The sequence below is a fragment of the bacterium genome (assembly GCA_035295165.1).
GTDB lineage: Bacteria > Sysuimicrobiota > Sysuimicrobiia > Sysuimicrobiales > Segetimicrobiaceae > JAJPIA01.
Genome location: DATGJN010000004.1, coordinates 1 through 16,543, shown reverse-complemented (window position 1 = coordinate 16,543; position 16,543 = coordinate 1). Strand labels below are relative to the sequence as shown.

13 protein-coding genes are annotated in these 16,543 nt (G+C 68.7%); all 13 read left to right on the top strand.

Translation table 11 applies throughout. From position 1 onward, the window contains the following. The first annotated feature begins 8 nt into the window (after window positions 1-8). The 13 genes from coaE (at window position 9) to VKZ50_00540 (ending at window position 16,411) form a co-directional block, all read left to right on the top strand. Window positions 9-650, top strand: a complete 642-nt coding sequence (gene coaE / locus VKZ50_00600; GenBank protein ID HLJ58214.1) for a dephospho-CoA kinase — start codon at window positions 9-11, stop codon at window positions 648-650. A gap of 106 nt (window positions 651-756) precedes the next feature. Beyond that, window positions 757-972, top strand: coding sequence for an amino acid transport protein (locus VKZ50_00595; protein HLJ58213.1), 216 nt, complete (start codon window positions 757-759; stop codon window positions 970-972). A 218-nt stretch (window positions 973-1,190) separates the two neighbouring features. Continuing rightward, window positions 1,191-3,356, top strand: coding sequence for an excinuclease ABC subunit UvrB (gene uvrB, locus VKZ50_00590; protein HLJ58212.1), 2,166 nt, complete (start codon window positions 1,191-1,193; stop codon window positions 3,354-3,356). 172 nt (window positions 3,357-3,528) lie between these two features. Next, the gene (uvrA, locus tag VKZ50_00585; protein HLJ58211.1) at window positions 3,529-6,513 is read left to right on the top strand and encodes an excinuclease ABC subunit UvrA; all 2,985 of its coding nucleotides are present in this window, start codon (window positions 3,529-3,531) and stop codon (window positions 6,511-6,513) included. Between the two features lie 43 nt (window positions 6,514-6,556). Continuing rightward, the gene (locus VKZ50_00580) at window positions 6,557-8,515 is read left to right on the top strand and encodes a S9 family peptidase (GenBank protein ID HLJ58210.1); all 1,959 of its coding nucleotides are present in this window, start codon (window positions 6,557-6,559) and stop codon (window positions 8,513-8,515) included. A 162-nt stretch (window positions 8,516-8,677) separates the two neighbouring features. Further along, the gene (locus VKZ50_00575; protein HLJ58209.1) at window positions 8,678-9,697 is read left to right on the top strand and encodes a C-terminal binding protein; all 1,020 of its coding nucleotides are present in this window, start codon (window positions 8,678-8,680) and stop codon (window positions 9,695-9,697) included. After that, window positions 9,694-10,467, top strand: a complete 774-nt coding sequence (locus VKZ50_00570; protein HLJ58208.1) for an aldolase/citrate lyase family protein — start codon at window positions 9,694-9,696, stop codon at window positions 10,465-10,467. The genes VKZ50_00575 and VKZ50_00570 overlap by 4 nt, the downstream gene beginning before the upstream one ends. Window positions 10,468-10,561: 94 nt before the next feature. Continuing rightward, window positions 10,562-12,118, top strand: a complete 1,557-nt coding sequence (locus VKZ50_00565; protein HLJ58207.1) for an ABC transporter substrate-binding protein — start codon at window positions 10,562-10,564, stop codon at window positions 12,116-12,118. A 57-nt stretch (window positions 12,119-12,175) separates the two neighbouring features. Next, on the top strand, window positions 12,176-13,144 hold the full coding sequence (locus tag VKZ50_00560) for an ABC transporter permease (protein ID HLJ58206.1): 969 nt from the start codon (window positions 12,176-12,178) through the stop codon (window positions 13,142-13,144). Then, the gene (locus VKZ50_00555; protein ID HLJ58205.1) at window positions 13,141-13,968 is read left to right on the top strand and encodes an ABC transporter permease; all 828 of its coding nucleotides are present in this window, start codon (window positions 13,141-13,143) and stop codon (window positions 13,966-13,968) included. The genes VKZ50_00560 and VKZ50_00555 overlap by 4 nt, the downstream gene beginning before the upstream one ends. 75 nt (window positions 13,969-14,043) lie before the next feature. Further along, a complete protein-coding gene (locus VKZ50_00550; GenBank protein ID HLJ58204.1) occupies window positions 14,044-14,784 on the top strand; it encodes a creatininase family protein in 741 nt (246 codons plus the stop codon). Window positions 14,785-14,812: 28 nt separating this feature from the next. After that, window positions 14,813-15,643 (top strand): creatininase family protein, encoded by an 831-nt coding sequence (locus VKZ50_00545; protein ID HLJ58203.1) that lies wholly within the window; start codon window positions 14,813-14,815, stop codon window positions 15,641-15,643. 51 nt (window positions 15,644-15,694) lie between these two features. Then, window positions 15,695-16,411: an MOSC N-terminal beta barrel domain-containing protein gene (locus tag VKZ50_00540; GenBank protein HLJ58202.1), complete on the top strand. Its 717-nt coding sequence runs from the start codon at window positions 15,695-15,697 to the stop codon at window positions 16,409-16,411. Window positions 16,412-16,543: the final 132 nt, after the last annotated feature.

The window sequence follows — 16,543 nt, the reverse complement described above, 5'->3', positions numbered from 1 at the left end:
GGCCCGCCGTGAGCCGCTCGCCGCTCAGAATCGGGCTTACCGGGGGGATCGCGAGCGGGAAGAGCACCGTCGCCGCCGCGCTGCAGGACGCCGGGGCGGCCCTGGTCGACGCCGACCGGATCGCGCGCGAGGTCGTCGCTTGCGGCGGGCCGGCGTACGACGACGTCGTGAGGGAGTTCGGTCCCGGGATCGTGGGCCCAGGCGGCGCGATCGACCGCAAGGCGCTTGGGGCGTGCATCTTCAACGACGCGGCGGCGCGTCGGCGGCTCAACGCGCTGACCCACCCGCACATCCGCCGGCGCATGGCGGACGACGCGGCGCGTCTCGCGGCCACTCCTGGCGTCGAGGTCATCGTCTTCGAGATCCCGCTCCTGCTCGACACGACCGACGGCCGGGATCTCGGACTCGACGGCATCATCGTCGTGTCCGCGCCGGAGGAGGTCCAAGTGGACCGTCTCGTCGCTCGGGACGGCGTGTCACGCGATGACGCGCGTCGCCGGCTCGCTGCGCAGGTTCCGCTCCGCGACAAGGTCGCCTCGGCCGATTGGGTGATCGACAACGGGGGCACGCCCGACGCGACGCGGGGGCAGGTTGAGCGCCTGTGGGCGACGCTCACCGCGAAGGCCAAACTCCGGCATCCCTCCACGTAGCGCGACTCGGCCGAGCCGCTCGGTCGCGCCGGTCCGGGCGCGTTTGGGCCCCCAACGGATGTTCCCACGTCTCGTTGGAGACCACGAAGGGCACACTCACAGTATAATGCTGCATCTGCCAAGCGCCGCGACGCTCGTGCTCGGGGGCATCCTCAGCCTCATCGGGATTGGAGCCTTCATGTACGGCAGGCGGATCGGCCACACGGCGTTTCTCATCGGCGGCGGCGTGCTCATGGTCGTTCCCTATTTCGTCGGCAGCCCCCCGTTGTTGATTCTGATCGGGGCCGGCACCGTCGTCGGGATGTACCTTTTCCGCTACTAGGCGCCTGATCGAGCTCCGCGTCACTGGGTTCCGGCGCCCGGAACCGCGTTGCGCGCAGCGTGAGGCGGCGTGGCGCTGCATACATCTCCTGGCGCGCAAGAAGCCACCTCACGGGGTTGCGGCCGCGCGCGGCGTGTCCCACGACCCATGGAGCGCGCTCGCCCCCCCATGTTATAATTGGCTGATACATCCCTCAACGCGCGGTGGGTTGTCGAACAATGCCTCAGCTCAAGATGGTGACGGACCAACAGCCGGCCGGCGATCAGCCGAGCGCGATCGCCGGGCTTGTTGAGAGCGTCGGGCGCGGCGACCGGTTCCAGACGCTCCTGGGGGTCACGGGATCGGGCAAGACGTACACGGTTGCCCGGATGATCGAGCAGATCCAGCGGCCAACGCTCGTGCTCGCCCACAACAAGACGCTCGCCGCGCAGCTGTACGGGGAATTCCGGCAGTACTTTCCCGACAACGCGGTGCGGTACTTCGTCTCGTATTACGATTACTACCAACCCGAGGCGTACGTGCCGCAGACCGACCTGTACATCGCGAAGGATGCGTCGATCAACGACGAGATCGATCGGTTGCGCCACGCGTCCACGAAGGCGCTGATGGAGCGCCGCGACGTCGTCATCGTCGCCTCGGTCTCGTGCATCTACGGCTTGGGTTCGCCCGAGGACTACCAGGACGTCATGCTGTTCCTGCGCGTCGGCGAGCGGAAGTCGCGTGACGAGATTCTTCGCCGCCTGGTGGACGTGCAGTATGAGCGCAATGACATCGACTTCTCCCGCGGCAGGTTCCGCGTGCGTGGCGACGTCGTCGAGATCTTCCCGGCCTACGAGGACCGAGCGGTCCGCGTCGAGTTGTTCGGCGACGAGGTCGAGCGCATCCACGAGATCAACCCGCTCACCGGAGAGATCCTCGTCGACAAGCCCGCGGTGGCGATCTGGCCGGCGAAGCACTGGGTCACGACCGCGGCGAAGCTCGGCGCCTCGCTGGACCGGATCGAAGCCGAACTGCGAGAGCGCGTGGCGTGGTTCCAGGCCCAGGGCAAGCTGTTGGAGGCGCAGCGGCTGGAGTTCCGGACGAAGTACGATCTCGAGATGCTGCGCGAGGTCGGCTACTGCCCCGGCATCGAGAACTACTCACGCCATCTCTCCGGGCGCGCCGAGGGCGAGCGACCGGGATGCCTGCTCGACTACTTCCCCAAGGACTTCCTCGTCGTGATCGACGAGTCGCACGTGACGGTGCCGCAAGTCCGCGGAATGCACGAGGGCGACCGTGCGCGCAAGAAGAACCTCGTGGACTTCGGGTTCCGGTTGCCGTCCGCCTACGACAACCGGCCGCTGACGTTCGAAGAGTTTGACGCGCTCGTGCCGCAGGTCGTCTTTGTCTCCGCGACGCCCGGACCGTACGAGCTGGCGGTCAGCACGCGGGTCCTAGAGCAGATCGTGCGTCCGACCGGGCTGGTGGATCCGCAGGTGGAGGTGCGCCCGGCGAAGGGACAAGTCGACGACCTGATCGCCGAGATCAAGACACAGGTCGAACGGGGCGAGCGGACCCTCGTGACGACGCTGACGAAGCGGATGGCGGAGGATCTGTCCGACTATCTTCAGGAGCTCGGCATGAAGGTGCATTACCTCCACGCCGAGGTCGAGGTCCTACAGCGGATTCAGATCTTGAAGGACCTGCGCGAAGGCACCTACGATGTGCTCGTTGGCATCAACCTGCTTCGGGAAGGGCTCGATCTGCCCGAGGTGTCGCTCGTGACGATTCTCGACGCCGACAAGGAGGGATACCTCCGTTCGGAGACGAGCCTGATCCAGACGATGGGACGGGCGGCACGGAACGTGGGCGGGCGGGTGATCCTCTACGCCGACGGGGTCACCGACTCGATGCGCAGGGCGATTGCGGAGACGAACCGGCGCAGAGAGATCCAGCTGCGCTACAATGAGGAGCACGGCATCACGCCGACGACCATTGTGAAACCGATTCGCGACATGATCGAGATCGAGGCGGCGGAAGAGCCGGCAGCCTATACCGCCGGAGAGTCGGGCGAAGGCGCCGTGCTGACGGCCAAGGAATTGATCGGCTTGGCGGAGCAGGGTAAGCAGGTGCCGTGGGACATCGCTCGGTTGCTGATGCTGAGCCCCGGGGAGCTCGAGGGCACGATCGAGGCGCTTGAGCGCGAGATGCGAAAGGCCGCCGCCGAGCTGCAGTTCGAGAAGGCCGCGTCGCTGCGCGACCAACTCCAAGAGCTGCGGCGGGGGCTAGGAGAGCCGTATTTCGGCGGGACCAAATCCCGCCGTGGGCGTCGCCCGCCGCCCGCGCCGGTGGGCGGGGCGCACCCGAGGCCGCGCCGGGACGGCGGACGCAGGCACCCGAGGTAAAGAGCACGGCGGGCGGCTCGACGACGTGGAGTGGAACGTTCGGCGCCGGCGTTAGACATGAGGACGCGTTTGGCCGTACCCGCACCAGAGAGGGATCGGGACCTGCTACAGCGAACACACGTTCGATTTTCCTTTCATCGCCGCCGGTGGCGGCACACACAGAGGGGTAGCCATGCCGCTTGACCGGATCGTGGTGCGAGGCGCACGCGAGCACAATCTTCAGAACATCGACGTCGAGATGCCTCGGGATCGTCTGGTCGTGCTGACCGGGATCTCCGGGTCGGGCAAGTCGTCGCTAGCCTTCGACACGATCTACGCCGAGGGGCAGCGCAAGTACGTCGAGTCGCTCTCGGCGTACGCGCGGCAGTTCCTCGGCCTGATGGAAAAACCGGACGTCGACCACATCGATGGCCTGAGCCCGGCGGTCTCGATCGACCAGAAGGGAGCCCCGCGCAATCCCCGGTCCACCGTGGGCACCGTCACGGAGATCTACGACTACCTGCGCCTCCTCTACGCACGCGTCGGCATGCCGCACTGTCCCAAGTGCGGGAAGCCGATCAGCCGGCAGACGCCCGAGCAGATCGTGGACCGGGTGCTCGAGATGCCCGAAGGTCGGCGGATTCTCGTGCTCGGTCCGATCGTGCGCGGCCGCAAAGGGGAATACCGCCAGTTGTTCCAGGACCTCCGCCGGCAAGGGTTCGCCCGCGTTCGCGTGGACGGCAACCTGTACGAGCTCGGCGAGGAGATCCCCCTCGACAAGAACCGGAAGCACCAGATCGAGGTGGTCGTGGACCGGCTCATCGTGCGGCCCGACATCCGGAGTCGGCTCAACGACTCGGTGGAGACCGCGCTCAAGCTCGGCCAGGGCATCGTGGGGATCTCGGTCGTGGACGGCGAGGAGTTCGTGTTCAGCCGAAACTTCGCGTGCCCGGACGACGGCGTCAGCTTGTCCGAGATCGAACCGCGGATCTTCTCGTTCAATGCGCCCTACGGCGCGTGCCCGACCTGCACGGGCTTGGGGTTCAAGCAGGAGATCGATCCCGCGCTGGTGCTGGACGCGTCCCTCTCGCTGCTCGACGGCGCCGTGCTGCCGTGGGCAAACTCGACCAGCGAGTACTACCAGGAGGTGCTGCGCTCGCTTGCGGACCACTACGGCGTCGACGTGCACACGCCGGTTCGGAAGCTGCCGCGGGAGTTCGTGCGGGCGCTGCTCCATGGGACGGAGGAGCCGATCAGGCTGAAGTACCACAACCGTTGGGGGACGCTGCGACAATATGATGCCGCGTTTGAAGGGATCGTGCCCCAACTCGAGCGGCGCTACCAAGAGAGCGACTCCGAGTACGTCAAGGAAGAGATCGAGCAGTTCATGAGCAGCGCACCGTGTCCGGACTGCCGCGGCACGCGCCTGAAGCGGGAGAGCCTCGCGGTTACCGTCGGCGGGCGTTCGATCGCTGAGGTGTGCGCGCTGACCGTCCGGGGCGCGATGCAGTTCTTCGAGACGCTCGCGTTTAGCGACCGCGAGCAGATGATCGCGCAGCAAATCCTGAAGGAGATCCGGGCCCGATTGCGCTTTCTGGTGGATGTTGGGCTCGACTACCTCACCCTCGACCGGACCGCCAACACTCTTTCCGGCGGCGAGGCACAGCGGATCCGGCTGGCGACGCAGATCGGATCGGGGTTGATGGGTGTCCTCTACGTCCTCGACGAGCCGAGCGTGGGGCTGCACCAGCGGGACAACCACCGGCTGATCGAGACGCTCGAACGGCTGCGCAACCTTGGCAACACGATCCTCGTTGTGGAGCACGACGAAGACACGATCCGTGCGGCCGACTGGATCGTGGATATCGGGCCAGGCGCGGGCTCGCACGGCGGGCAGGTGATCGCATCGGGGCCGCTCGAGACGATCCTGCGTACGCCGTCGTCCGTCACCGGCCAGTTCCTGTCCGGCGCGCGCCGGATCGCGATCCCGCCCCGCCGGCGCGCTGGGCGCGGCGAAGCGCTGGTGGTCCGCGGCGCCCGCGAGCACAACCTGAAAGGGATCGACGTGGCGGTCCCGCTCGGGATGTTCGTATGCGTGACCGGCGTGTCGGGGTCTGGCAAGTCCACCCTCATCGACGACATCCTGTACCGGGCGCTGTCCCACTATCTCCACGGGTCGCGCACGCGGCCGGGCGCCCACGACCGGATCGAGGGGCTGCGGCTGCTCGACAAAGTGATCAACATCGATCAGTCGCCGATCGGCCGCACGCCGCGCAGCAACCCCGCGACGTACACGAAGACGTTCGACTTGATCCGCGAGCTCTACGCGCTGACCCCCGACGCGCGGGCGCGCGGGTTCAAACAGGGGCGGTTCTCGTTCAACGTCCGCGGGGGACGATGCGACGCGTGCGAGGGGGATGGCATTGTCCGGATCGAGATGCACTTCCTTCCGGACGTGTACGTTCCGTGCGACGTGTGCAAGGGGAAGCGGTACAATCGCGAGACGTTGGAGGTCAAGTACAAGGGGAAGTCCATCGCCGACGTGTTGGACATGACCGTGGAGGAGGCGCTCGGATTCTTCGACGCGATCCCCCGGATCAAACGCAAGCTCCGCACGCTTGCGGACGTCGGCCTCGGCTACGTCACTCTGGGTCAACCGGCGACGACGCTGTCCGGAGGGGAGGCGCAGCGGGTGAAGCTGAGCACCGAGCTCAGCCGGCGCGACACGGGTCGGACGATCTATATTCTCGACGAGCCGACCGTTGGGCTCCACTTCGCCGATGTGCAGCGGCTGCTGGACGTGCTCCATCGCCTCGTGGACGTGGGCAACACCGTGCTGGTCATCGAGCACAACCTCGACGTCATCAAGACGGCGGATTGGCTGGTTGACCTGGGACCCGAAGGCGGCGACTTTGGGGGGCAGGTGGTCGCCGAAGGCCCGCCGGAGGCCGTCGCGCGCGTTGCCGCATCCTACACGGGTCAGTACCTCCGCAAGGTCCTCGGGCCGGAGGCCCTGCGCACGGCCGGCGTCGCCGGACCGCGCCGGGACGGAGAACGAGCGCTGCCCCGATCCGCGAACGGAAACCCTGACGGTACGGGCGGTCCCCGGCCTCCTGTGCGCGACGCCGCGCCGGTGAGGCGTCCTCGCATGCCGGTCGGGAGGCGTCGGGGCGCCTAGTCGATGGGGCGCGCGCGTCACCATCGCGCGAGAGGCTGATCGAGTGCTCTCGGAAGCAGCACGGTCACGCATCGACGACCTCATCGGCACGATCACGTCGCTTTCCGGGCCCGCGGATCCGCAGCTGTCCCCCGACGGCCGCCACGTGGCGTACGTGCGCATCCCTTTCGCGTGGGAAGGGGACTACGCCGCGGGGGACATCTGGGTCGCGCCGGCCGACGGCTCGGCGCCGGCGCGGCAGTTCACGCGGGGCAACGCCCGCGACGATAGCCCGCGGTGGTCCCCCGACGGACGGGCGCTCGCCTTTCTCTCGGACCGCCTGAACCGAGGCGCAAGGTCGCTGTACCGCATCTCGCCGGACGGCGGCGAAGCACTGCTGCTGGTCCGACGAGAGGCGCAAGGGATCGAGCGGTTCGCGTGGTCGCCGGACGGCTCGCGGATCGCGTTCACCGCTCCAGACGAGCCCACCGACGAGGACAGACGCCGAACGCGGGAGCGCGACGACGCCGACGTCTACGGAGAGCGCTGGCGGTGCGCGCGCCTGTATGTGCTCGATCTCGCGCGTGGGGCCGTTGTCCGCTGGGACACGGAGGAGCGGCACGTCGTGGATTTGGCGTGGGCACCCGACGGCAGGGCGATCGCGGTGTTGGCGGCGCCCACGCCCGAGGGGGAGGTGCGCCACCGGATGGAGTTGCTGATCGCCTCCGCGGATGGGACGCCGTTGAAACGGGTAGGTTCGGTCGGCGGCGCGCAGGCTCTGACCTGGTCACAGGCCCTGTCTGCGATCCTCTGGCTTGGTTCACACAGCGGCGGCCCACAGTCCGCGTTTACCGTGTTTGCCGTCGATGTGGCACGCGCGCCCGACGACCGAGGCGCCGGGACGCTCGGCGCGATCCAGCCGCGTCTCGTCGGCCCGGGCCCCGACGACGGCTGCTGCGCGGTGGCCCTCGCGCATGTCGCGGGCGACGCGCGCGTCGTCGTCGCCCTCGCCGAGGGTCTGACGACCCGACTGGAGTGGCTCGATGCCAGGACGGGGACGCGGGAGGTGCTGTGGGAGGCGCCGGACGGCGAGATTCACGAGTTTTCCGCCGTCGTGCACAACGGATCGCCCCTGCTGGCCGTCGTGCAAAGTTCCGGCAGTGCGCCGCCCGAAGTGCATGTGGGGACGCCCGGTGCGCTCGTCCCCGTTAGTTGCCACCACGCGCCCATCTCCGCATGGTCGTTTGGACGACAGGAGCCGTTCTACTGGACGGCGGCCGACGGGATTGCGCTCGACGGCGTACTCATCCGGCCGGTCGGCGGGTCTCCCGGGCCCTGGCCGACGATCGTGCTGATCCACGGCGGACCATATCATGGACGCGCCGGCAACGGGTTTCACCTATCGTGGGGACAGCTGCTCGCGATGCTCGGCTATGCCGTGCTGTTCCCCAACTATCGCGGCGGCATGGGGCACGGCGAGCGGTTCGCCGCCGCGGTCCGGGGAAATATCGGCGGCCCGGATTTCGTGGACGTCATGACCGCGGTTGACGCCGCCGTGGCCCGCGGCATCGCGGACGAGCGCCGCCTCGGGATCGGCGGGTGGAGCCAGGGCGGGTTCATGACCGCGTGGGCGGTGACGCAGACAGATCGATTTCGAGCGGGCGTGATGGGCGCGGGAATCAGTCACTGGGGCTCGGAGGTCCTGACCAGCGACCTTCCGACGTTTGAGGGGACCCTGGCCGGCGACCGTCCGTGGGACGGTCCGGACGCTCGGCGCGGCGACCTCCGCTCTCCGATTACGTACGCCAAGAACGTCCGGACGCCGCTCTTGATCCTGCACGGCAAGGCCGATGAACGAATCCCGGTCGGCCAGGCGACCGGGTTCGAGCGGGCCATGCGGAAGAACGGCGTGCCGGTGCAGCTTGTGACCTATCCTCGCGAACCGCATGGGGTGCGTGAACGCAATCATCAACGGGACCTGCTCCGCCGCATGGTCTTGTGGTTCGACCGGTGGCTCGCCTAGACGATCCCGGTCCGAAGCGCGAGCTCACCGTCAACACGTGGGGCTGCTCATGGCGCCCGCGCCGCGGGTCCTCGCGGGACTCTGCGCCTGACGGAGGAGACTGCGTGACGCGCATCGGAATCCCTTGGAAACGACCGGCAGGCACCCGGGCGGGAGGGCGTGATGGCAGAACCGCAGCTGGTGTTGTGGACGGAGAGTGACGACGGTCCGAGGTTCGGCGTCGACACAGACGGGATCGCGGGGGCCGGCGGGGTGTTCCGCTCGGTGCGGTGCCGGGACGAAGCGGAGCGCATCGCGGCGGCACGGGACGCCCGCGTGATGGTGGTGAGCGCCGCGGCGATCACGGACGCGGTGTACGCGGGGGCGCCGCACCTCGTCGGCATCGTGCGGACCGGGATCGGCCTGGATACGGTGGACATTCCGGCGGCGACCCGGCACGGCGTCTGCATCTCACACGTGCCGGACTTCTGCTACGACGAGGTCGCGGATACCGCCTGGGCGCTGATTCTCGCGGTAACTCGCAGGGTCGTGTTGGCCGACCGGCACGTTCGCGCGGGCGAGTGGTCGCCGGGCGCCGTGATGCCGGTGCATACGCTCCGCGGCCAAACCTTGGGGCTCGTGGCGTTCGGCCACATCGCCGGGAAGGTGGCCGAGCGCGCGCGCGGGTTCGGCGTCCGGATCGTCGCGGCGGACCCGTATGTGGATGCGGCGGCCATGCGCGCGGAGGGCGTGGAAAAGGTCAGCCTGGACGATCTGCTGGCGCAGGCCGATATCGTCTCCCTGCACACTCCGCTGACGCCGGAGACGCGCGGGATGATGGGCGCGGCGGCGTTCGGGCGGATGAAACCGGGCGCGGTGCTCATCAACACGTCCCGCGGCGGCGTCGTGGATCAGGCGGCCCTGATCGAGGCCCTCCGCACCGGACGCCTCAGCGGGGCAGGGCTCGACGTCCAGATCCCGGAGCCCCCGTCCAAGGACAATCCGTTGTTGGGGATGGACAACGTCGTGCTCACGCCCCACTTCGCGTCGACGACCGTCGAAGCGATGCGCGACTTGGCCGCGAAGGTCAGCCGCCAGGTGATTCAGATGCTCCGGGGCGAGTGGCCGACCTATTTGGCGAACCGGGCGGTGCGCGAGCAGCCGACAGCCCGGCTGCTCGTGGGACGGGGAGCGGCGCGATGACGACCAACCAGGCCAAGGCCAAGCTGCGTCAGGGCGGAACTGCGCTCGGCACGATGGTGTCGGAGATGCGCAGCGAGGAGGTCGCGTATGTGCTGGCGGCCTCCGGCTTCGACTTCTTGGTGGTCGACACCGAACACGGGTCAGCCAGCATGGAGACGGTCCAGCGGATCTGCCGGGCCGCGCGCGGCGCCGGCATCGCGCCGCTCGTTCGCGTGACGGAGATCGGCTACGCGCTGATCGCGCGCACGCTGGACGCCGGCGCGCTGGGCCTGATGGTTCCGCACGTCGAAACCGCCGAGGACGCGCGCACGATCGTGCGGTGCGCGAAGTACCCGCCGGTCGGCGAGCGCGGGTTCGGGCTCCGGAGCGCCGTGACCGATTACTCGGGCGCATCGGTTCCGGACGCGATCGCGTGGTCCAACGCGGAGACGATGGTGATGGCGCAGGTCGAGAGCCAGCGCTGCCTCGACAACCTGGACGAGATCGCCGCGGTGCCGGGCATTGACGTGCTGCTCGTCGGACCGACGGACCTCAGCATCGCGCTCGGCGTCCCCGGACAGTTGCTGCACCCGAAGATGGAGGACGCCTACCGGCGCGTGGTCGAGGTCGCGCGTCGCCACGACATCGCCGGCGGACTCCACCCCAGCGACATCAAGGTCGCGCAACGCGGGCGGGACCTCGGGATGCGGTGTCTGATGTACTCCGCCGAGATCCGCATGTTGTGGGTCGCCGCGCGCGAGGCGGTGCAGGCCCTGCGCGCGGGGAGCTGACCGGCCGCGGCCCGCGCAGCAGGCGTGCCGCGCGCAAGACGCGAATCCTCCTGAAAACGTCGAGGCCGGCGCGTCACGCCGGGGAGGAGTGTGCATGACACGGGCGCGTTCGTGCATTTGGGCGGTTGCGATCACCGCGGCGGCGCTGTTCGGGACCGGGATGCCGTGGGGGCCGACGCCGGCGCCGGGGGCCGCCCCCGCGTCGCTCACGTTCGGCCTGTCCGCCGAACCGCCCAATCTGGATCCCCACAACAGCGCCGGAGCGGCCGCGCAGACCGTGAAGATGCAGATCTACCGCGGGTTGTTCAAGCTCGATTCCCGGGGCCGGATCCAGAAGGATCTCGTCGCGTCGTACGACCAGCCGACGCCGACCACCTACGTGTTCCACCTCCGCCCCAACCTGAAGTTCAGCGACGGCTCGCCGTTGACCGCGGCGGACGTCGTGTTCAGCTTCGAGCGCATCGCGGACCCGAAGGTCGGCGCGTACCTCCAGAAGCGCCTGGCCGGTGTCGAGAGCGTGGAGGCGCTGGATCCGCAGACGGTCAAGGTGACGCTGCATGCGCCCGACGCGGTATTCATCACGCTGCTGGGGCTCCCGCAGGCCGCGGTCGTGTCGAAGACGTTCACGCTCGCCCACAACGACGATCTGAAGACCGTCACGATGGGGGAGGGACCGTATGTGCTCGCCGACTGGCAGCGCGGCGTGCAGCTCACAGTCACCCGGAACCCCAACTACTATGGCGGAGCGGTGAAGACGCCGGAGATCCGGTTCGTGTTCTATCCTGACGACAACTCGCGCGTCGCGGCGCTCGAGTCCGGGTCGGTGGACATGATTGAGTATGTCCCGTGGCAGGCGATCACCCAGATCCAGTCCAACCCGCAGTTCGGCTATCAGGGAACGGACGGGCCGTTCATGTACCTCGTGTTCAACGTCACCCAGGCGCCGTTCAACGACGTGCGCGTGCGGCACGCGATCGGGTACGCGATCGACCGCGACGCGATCATCAAGACCGCGTTCTTCGGTCGCGGCGGGACGATCTACGGCCTGCCGATCGCGAAGGGGAATCTGGCGTACGATCCGGCGTTCGATCACTACTACACGTACGATCCCGCGAAGGCCAAGCAGCTCCTCGCGGAGGCCGGCTTCCCGAACGGGTTTACCGCGACCCTCCTGAGCACGGCCCAGTACGGCATGCACAAGGACACCGCGCAGGTCGTCCAGCAGAACCTGAACGCGATCGGCGAGCACGTCACGCTGTCCCTGCCGGACTGGCCGACCCGCGTCGCGACCGGGAACGAGGGCCGCTATCAGTTCGCGGTGATGGGGACGGTCGGCGACTACAGCGACCCCGACTTCCTCTCGCTGTTCCTGCACTCCGGTCCCACCTACTACGCGTATGCGGCGGGCTACAACAACGCGACGATGGACGTGCTCCTGGAGCAGGGTCGGGCCGCGATGGATCCGGCTAAGCGCAAGTCGCTGTACGCGCAGGTCCAGCGCACGGCGCTCGCGGACGCCCCATATATCTTCCTGACTTACCGCGAACAGGGGTACGCATACCGAAAAGGGCTCGAGGGGTTCCGACTCATGCCGGGGTTCCTCGCTTTCTACTCGGCCTACGAGATGGAAGGGTTCACCGTCGCCAGGTAGGCGGGTTTCCGCGCGGCGAGCGCGGCGGCCGGCGCACCGCGCCGGCCGCCCATGCCGATGCTGAAGTATACATCCCGCCGGATCGTCACAGCCGTCATCCTCCTGTGGGTGGTTGTGACCCTGGTGTTTGCGTTCCTGCACTTGCTTCCCGGGGACCCCGTGTTCATCATTTTGGGCTCGGAGTCCGGGGCGCAGGCGCCGAGCCCCGAGCAGGTCACGGCGGTCCGTCACGCGCTGGGCCTCGATCGCCCGGTGCCGGTGCAGTACGGGCTGTGGCTGGGCCGGCTGGCCCGGTTCGACCTGGGGACCTCGCTGTACGACTCGACATCCGTGACCGTGGACATCCTCGCCAGGCTCCCCACGAGCCTGCAGCTGATCGCGGTGGCCGTGGCGCTCGCCGTCGCCGCCGGCGTGCTGCTCGGCATCACGGCGGCGCGCCGGCGAGGCACGTGGATCGACGTGGTGCTGTCCGTCGTGCTGGCCGGCGGGCTGTCGATCCCCGTGTTCGTCATCGGCACCCTCGCGGTGCTCGTGTTTGGCGTCGAACTGCGGTGGGTGCCGATCGGCGGATTCGTACCGTTCACGCGCGACCCCGCCGCGTACCTGCGGCAGCTCGCGCTGCCCGCGACGACGTTGGCGTTCAGCCTGCTCGGCGTCGTAGGACGCATCACGCGCGGCAGTGTCCTCGAGGTGATGCACCAGGACTACGTGCGCACCGCGCGCGCGAAGGGCGCCGGCGAGGTCCGTGTGCTCGTCCGTCACGTCCTACGCACCGCGTTGATCCCGATCGTCACGGTTGTCGGCGTCCAGTTCGGCATCCTCATCGGCGGCACCGTGCTGGTGGAGTACATCTTCAACTGGCCGGGCATCAGCACGCTGCTCTTCACCGCGATCCAACGGCGCGACTACCCCACGGTCCAGGGGATCGTCCTCGTGACGTCGGCGCTGTTCATCCTGATCAACCTGATCGTCGATCTGTCGTACGCAGTGCTCGATCCGCGGATCCGGTACGAGGGCGGCGCGTGAGCCGCCGCCACCCCGCGGAGCGCGTCCGTGTGACCCTCGGTACGGCGGTTGTGGCCGCGGTCGTGGTCGCCGCCGCGGCGCCCTGGCTGTTCACCGGTAGCGATCCGCTGCTGATGCACCCGTCGACCCCGTTCGCGGGGCCCGGCGGCGCGCACCCGCTGGGGACGGACGAGTTCGGCCGGGACATCCTGGCGCGGCTGGTCTACGGGGCGCGGGCCTCGCTCGAGGTTTCTGCGGGTTCCGTGCTGCTCGCCGGGTCCGTCGGTACGCTCCTCGGCGTCCTGGGTGGCTACCGGTCGGGGGTGTGGGAGGCGGTCACGATGCGGTCGGCGGACGTCATACTGTGTTTTCCGCCGATCCTGCTCGCGATGCTGGTCGCCGGGTTTCTCGGCGCGGGGGTGGGGCACCTGATTCTGATCATCGGGTTCCTCTATATGCCGCAGTTCAGCCGGCTGGCGTTCGCGCAAACGCTCGCGGTACGTCAGGGAGAGTTCGTGGAGGCGGCGCGCGCTGCCGGCGCCTCGACCGGCCGCATCCTCGCGCGCGCGATCCTGCCGAACGTCGTGGGGCCGATCGTCATCCAGGCGTCGCTCTCGGCGGCGTCGGCGATGCTGCTCGAGTCCGGCCTGAGCTTCCTCGGGCTCGGGGTGCTGCCGCCGGCGCCGTCGTGGGGGTTGATGATCGCCACGGCGCGTAACTACATGTTCCAGACGCCCTACTACGTGTTGTGGCCGTCCGTCGTGCTCAGCGTGACGATCCTCGGGATCAACACGCTCGGCGACGCGCTCCTCGACCATCTCGATCCGCGGAGGCGCCTCGGGTAGGGAGAGCGAGCCGGGGGAACGGAGCCGCCGGTCGTCGGATCGGCGGTAAGCTCACACGACGCACGGGGGTGACGCGTGAACATCGCGGAAGCATCGTGGGTGGACATCGAAGAACGGGTGCGGCACAACCCCTGCGCCCTGGTCCCCGTCGGCGCCGTCGAAGTGTACGGGCCGCACCTTCCGCAGGGCACCGACGGGATCGTGGCCGCCGCGGTCTGCGAGCGCGCCGCCGCGCGCGCGGGCTGCCTGGCGGCGCCGCTCGTGCCGGTCGGGTGGTCCGAGGGGCTCGCGAGTTTCCCCGGGACGCTGAGCGTCCGACCGGACGTGCTGCGCGGCTACTGCGACGGACTGGTGACGAGCCTCTTTCCCTGGGGCGTTCGCTCGATTCTGTTCGTGAACGGGCACCTCGGCAACGTGCCCTGCCTGCAGGAGCTCACCCTCACGTACGATCGACCCGACGAGGGGCGCCGCGTCGCGCAGATCGACCTGTGGCGATTCATCCAGCCGTTCACGGCGGATCTCTTGCGCAGCCCGTCCTGGAAGTTCGGCCACGCCGGGGAGGCCATGACCGCGGCGATGCTGTACCTGCGCCCGGAGCTGGTTCGGATGGAGCGCGCGGGCCGGTTCCTCCCCGACAGCGCCGGACCGCCCCTCGGTGTGCACGTGCAGCGGCGCTACCGCGACCAGGCGCCCGAGGGATTTCTCGGCGACGCCACGCTCGGGAGCGCGGAGGTCGGTCGGGAGATCGTGCACCGGTGCGTCGAGCATCTTCTCGGTCTCATCGCGCGTGAGTTCGGTGCGCGGCCGCCGGCGTGACGCGGCCTGCCGACAACGGAGGCGGACGATGGCGAACAAGTACCGGCTGCGGGACATGTCCTGGATGGAGGCGGAGGAGGCGTTCAAGAGGTCCGATACCGTCATCGTGCCGGTCGGCACGCTGCACGGACACGGGCCCACGCCGATCGGGATCGACTTTCGCTCGGTCGAGGCGCTGGCCGATCGCGTGGGCGAGCGGACCGGCCTGATGGTCTTGCCGGTGGTGGCCTACGGCGAGAACGACAAAATGAACGCGTACCCGGGATCGATCACGATCAGCCCGGACGTGCTCGTGGCCTATTACACGGATATCTGCCGCAGCCTGCACGCCAACGGCGTCACACGCGTCATCTTTCTCAACGGGCACGGTGGGAACCACGACCCGCTGCTGCGGACCGGGCGGAATGTGCGGTCCCTCGGCATGTTGGTCGCGATCGTGGGGTGGGGATCCATTGAGCGCGCGCTGATGCCCGCGCAGTTCTCCGAGGGCAACTTCACGTCATGGGTGGCGATTGCGGAGTTGGCCGTGGCGGTGGCGATCGACGGCCCGGGCGTGGCGGACCTCCGAGGCGAAGGGTACCGGGGAGAGTGGGGTTCCAACCCCACCGTGCGCCCCCTGTTCGGGGAGAAGATCAAGCCGCTCGGCTTCAGCGAGTTCGAGTACGCCGGCGCGCCGGTGACCATCCCCGTCGACGCGTGGGACGTCGATGTTGACAGCCCGCCAGATCCCCCGCGGAGCGAACTGGCGGGGCTGCAGCGTCGCGGCGAGGAAATTCTCGAGCGCCAGACCGAACACATCGCGGCATTCGCCAGAGAGTTTCAGAAGATCGACGTGGCGAAGGCGCTGCGGCACTCCTGACCTCTGGGGCGATCGTGGCGGGCGCGCGGTCGGCGCGCAAGGAGGGCGGCGGTGGACGTTGTGGCACGGATTCGGGCGATCGCACGGTACCCGGTCAAGTCGATGCGGGGCGAGGATCTCGAGACGGCCTCGCTCACGTTCCAGGGCCTCGCGGAGGACCGTCGATACGCGTTCGTTCAGGCGGGCTCCCGAAGCGCCTTTCCGTGGCTGACCGGCCGTCAGTACCCGGGTCTGCTTCGGTACCAGCCGCGCGTCGAGCTGGCCCCGGACCCGAGCAACCCGCGCGTTCAGGTCACCACGCCGGAGGGCGTCACGCTCGACGTGAACGACGACCGTCTCCGACGCGCGCTCGAAGCGGGGTGCGGTGGTGCGCTGTTTCTCATGCGCGACTACCGCGGCAACTACGACGTGTCGCCGGTCTCCATCATCGCGTGGCAAACGATCGCGCGCATCGCCGCGGGGAGCGGCACGGCGTCCGATGTCAGGCGCTTTCGGCCGAACCTGCTCGTTGACGTCACCGACGGCGGTCCCGCAGGCGAGATGGGGTGGGTGGGACGGATCCTACGCGTCGGTGACCGCGCACGTCTGGCCGTGACGGAGCCCGACCACCGCTGCGTGATGATTACCCTGGACCCCGCGACGACCGAGGCCGACCCCCGAATCCTGCGCTGGGTGGCGCAGCAGCACGGCGGTGTGGCGGGCATCCACGCGACGGTGCTGGCCCCCGGTGACGTACGCGTCGGCGATCCGATCGTGCTGGAGGCATGAGACACCCTGTGTCAAGCCCCCAGTCATCAAGCCGGTTTGGGCGCGGGGATGGTGAGGCCTTGTGCGGTCGTATGGTGGCTGAGTTGGTAGGGGGTCGAGGATTGCCAACAGCGCCAGAGGACGCGGAGCCAC

Bases quoted from the DNA above. Each gene is read 5' to 3' on its own strand.
- uvrA (HLJ58211.1), top strand. From the start codon at position 3,529: ATGCCGCTTGACCGGATCGTGGTGCGAGGCGCACGCGAGCACAATCTT.
- uvrB (HLJ58212.1), top strand. From the start codon at position 1,191: ATGCCTCAGCTCAAGATGGTGACGGACCAACAGCCGGCCGGCGATCAG.
- VKZ50_00560 (HLJ58206.1), top strand. From the start codon at position 12,176: ATGCTGAAGTATACATCCCGCCGGATCGTCACAGCCGTCATCCTCCTG.
- VKZ50_00545 (HLJ58203.1), top strand. From the start codon at position 14,813: ATGGCGAACAAGTACCGGCTGCGGGACATGTCCTGGATGGAGGCGGAG.
- VKZ50_00575 (HLJ58209.1), top strand. From the start codon at position 8,678: ATGGCAGAACCGCAGCTGGTGTTGTGGACGGAGAGTGACGACGGTCCG.
- VKZ50_00570 (HLJ58208.1), top strand. From the start codon at position 9,694: ATGACGACCAACCAGGCCAAGGCCAAGCTGCGTCAGGGCGGAACTGCG.
- VKZ50_00595 (HLJ58213.1), top strand. From the start codon at position 757: ATGCTGCATCTGCCAAGCGCCGCGACGCTCGTGCTCGGGGGCATCCTC.
- VKZ50_00565 (HLJ58207.1), top strand. From the start codon at position 10,562: ATGACACGGGCGCGTTCGTGCATTTGGGCGGTTGCGATCACCGCGGCG.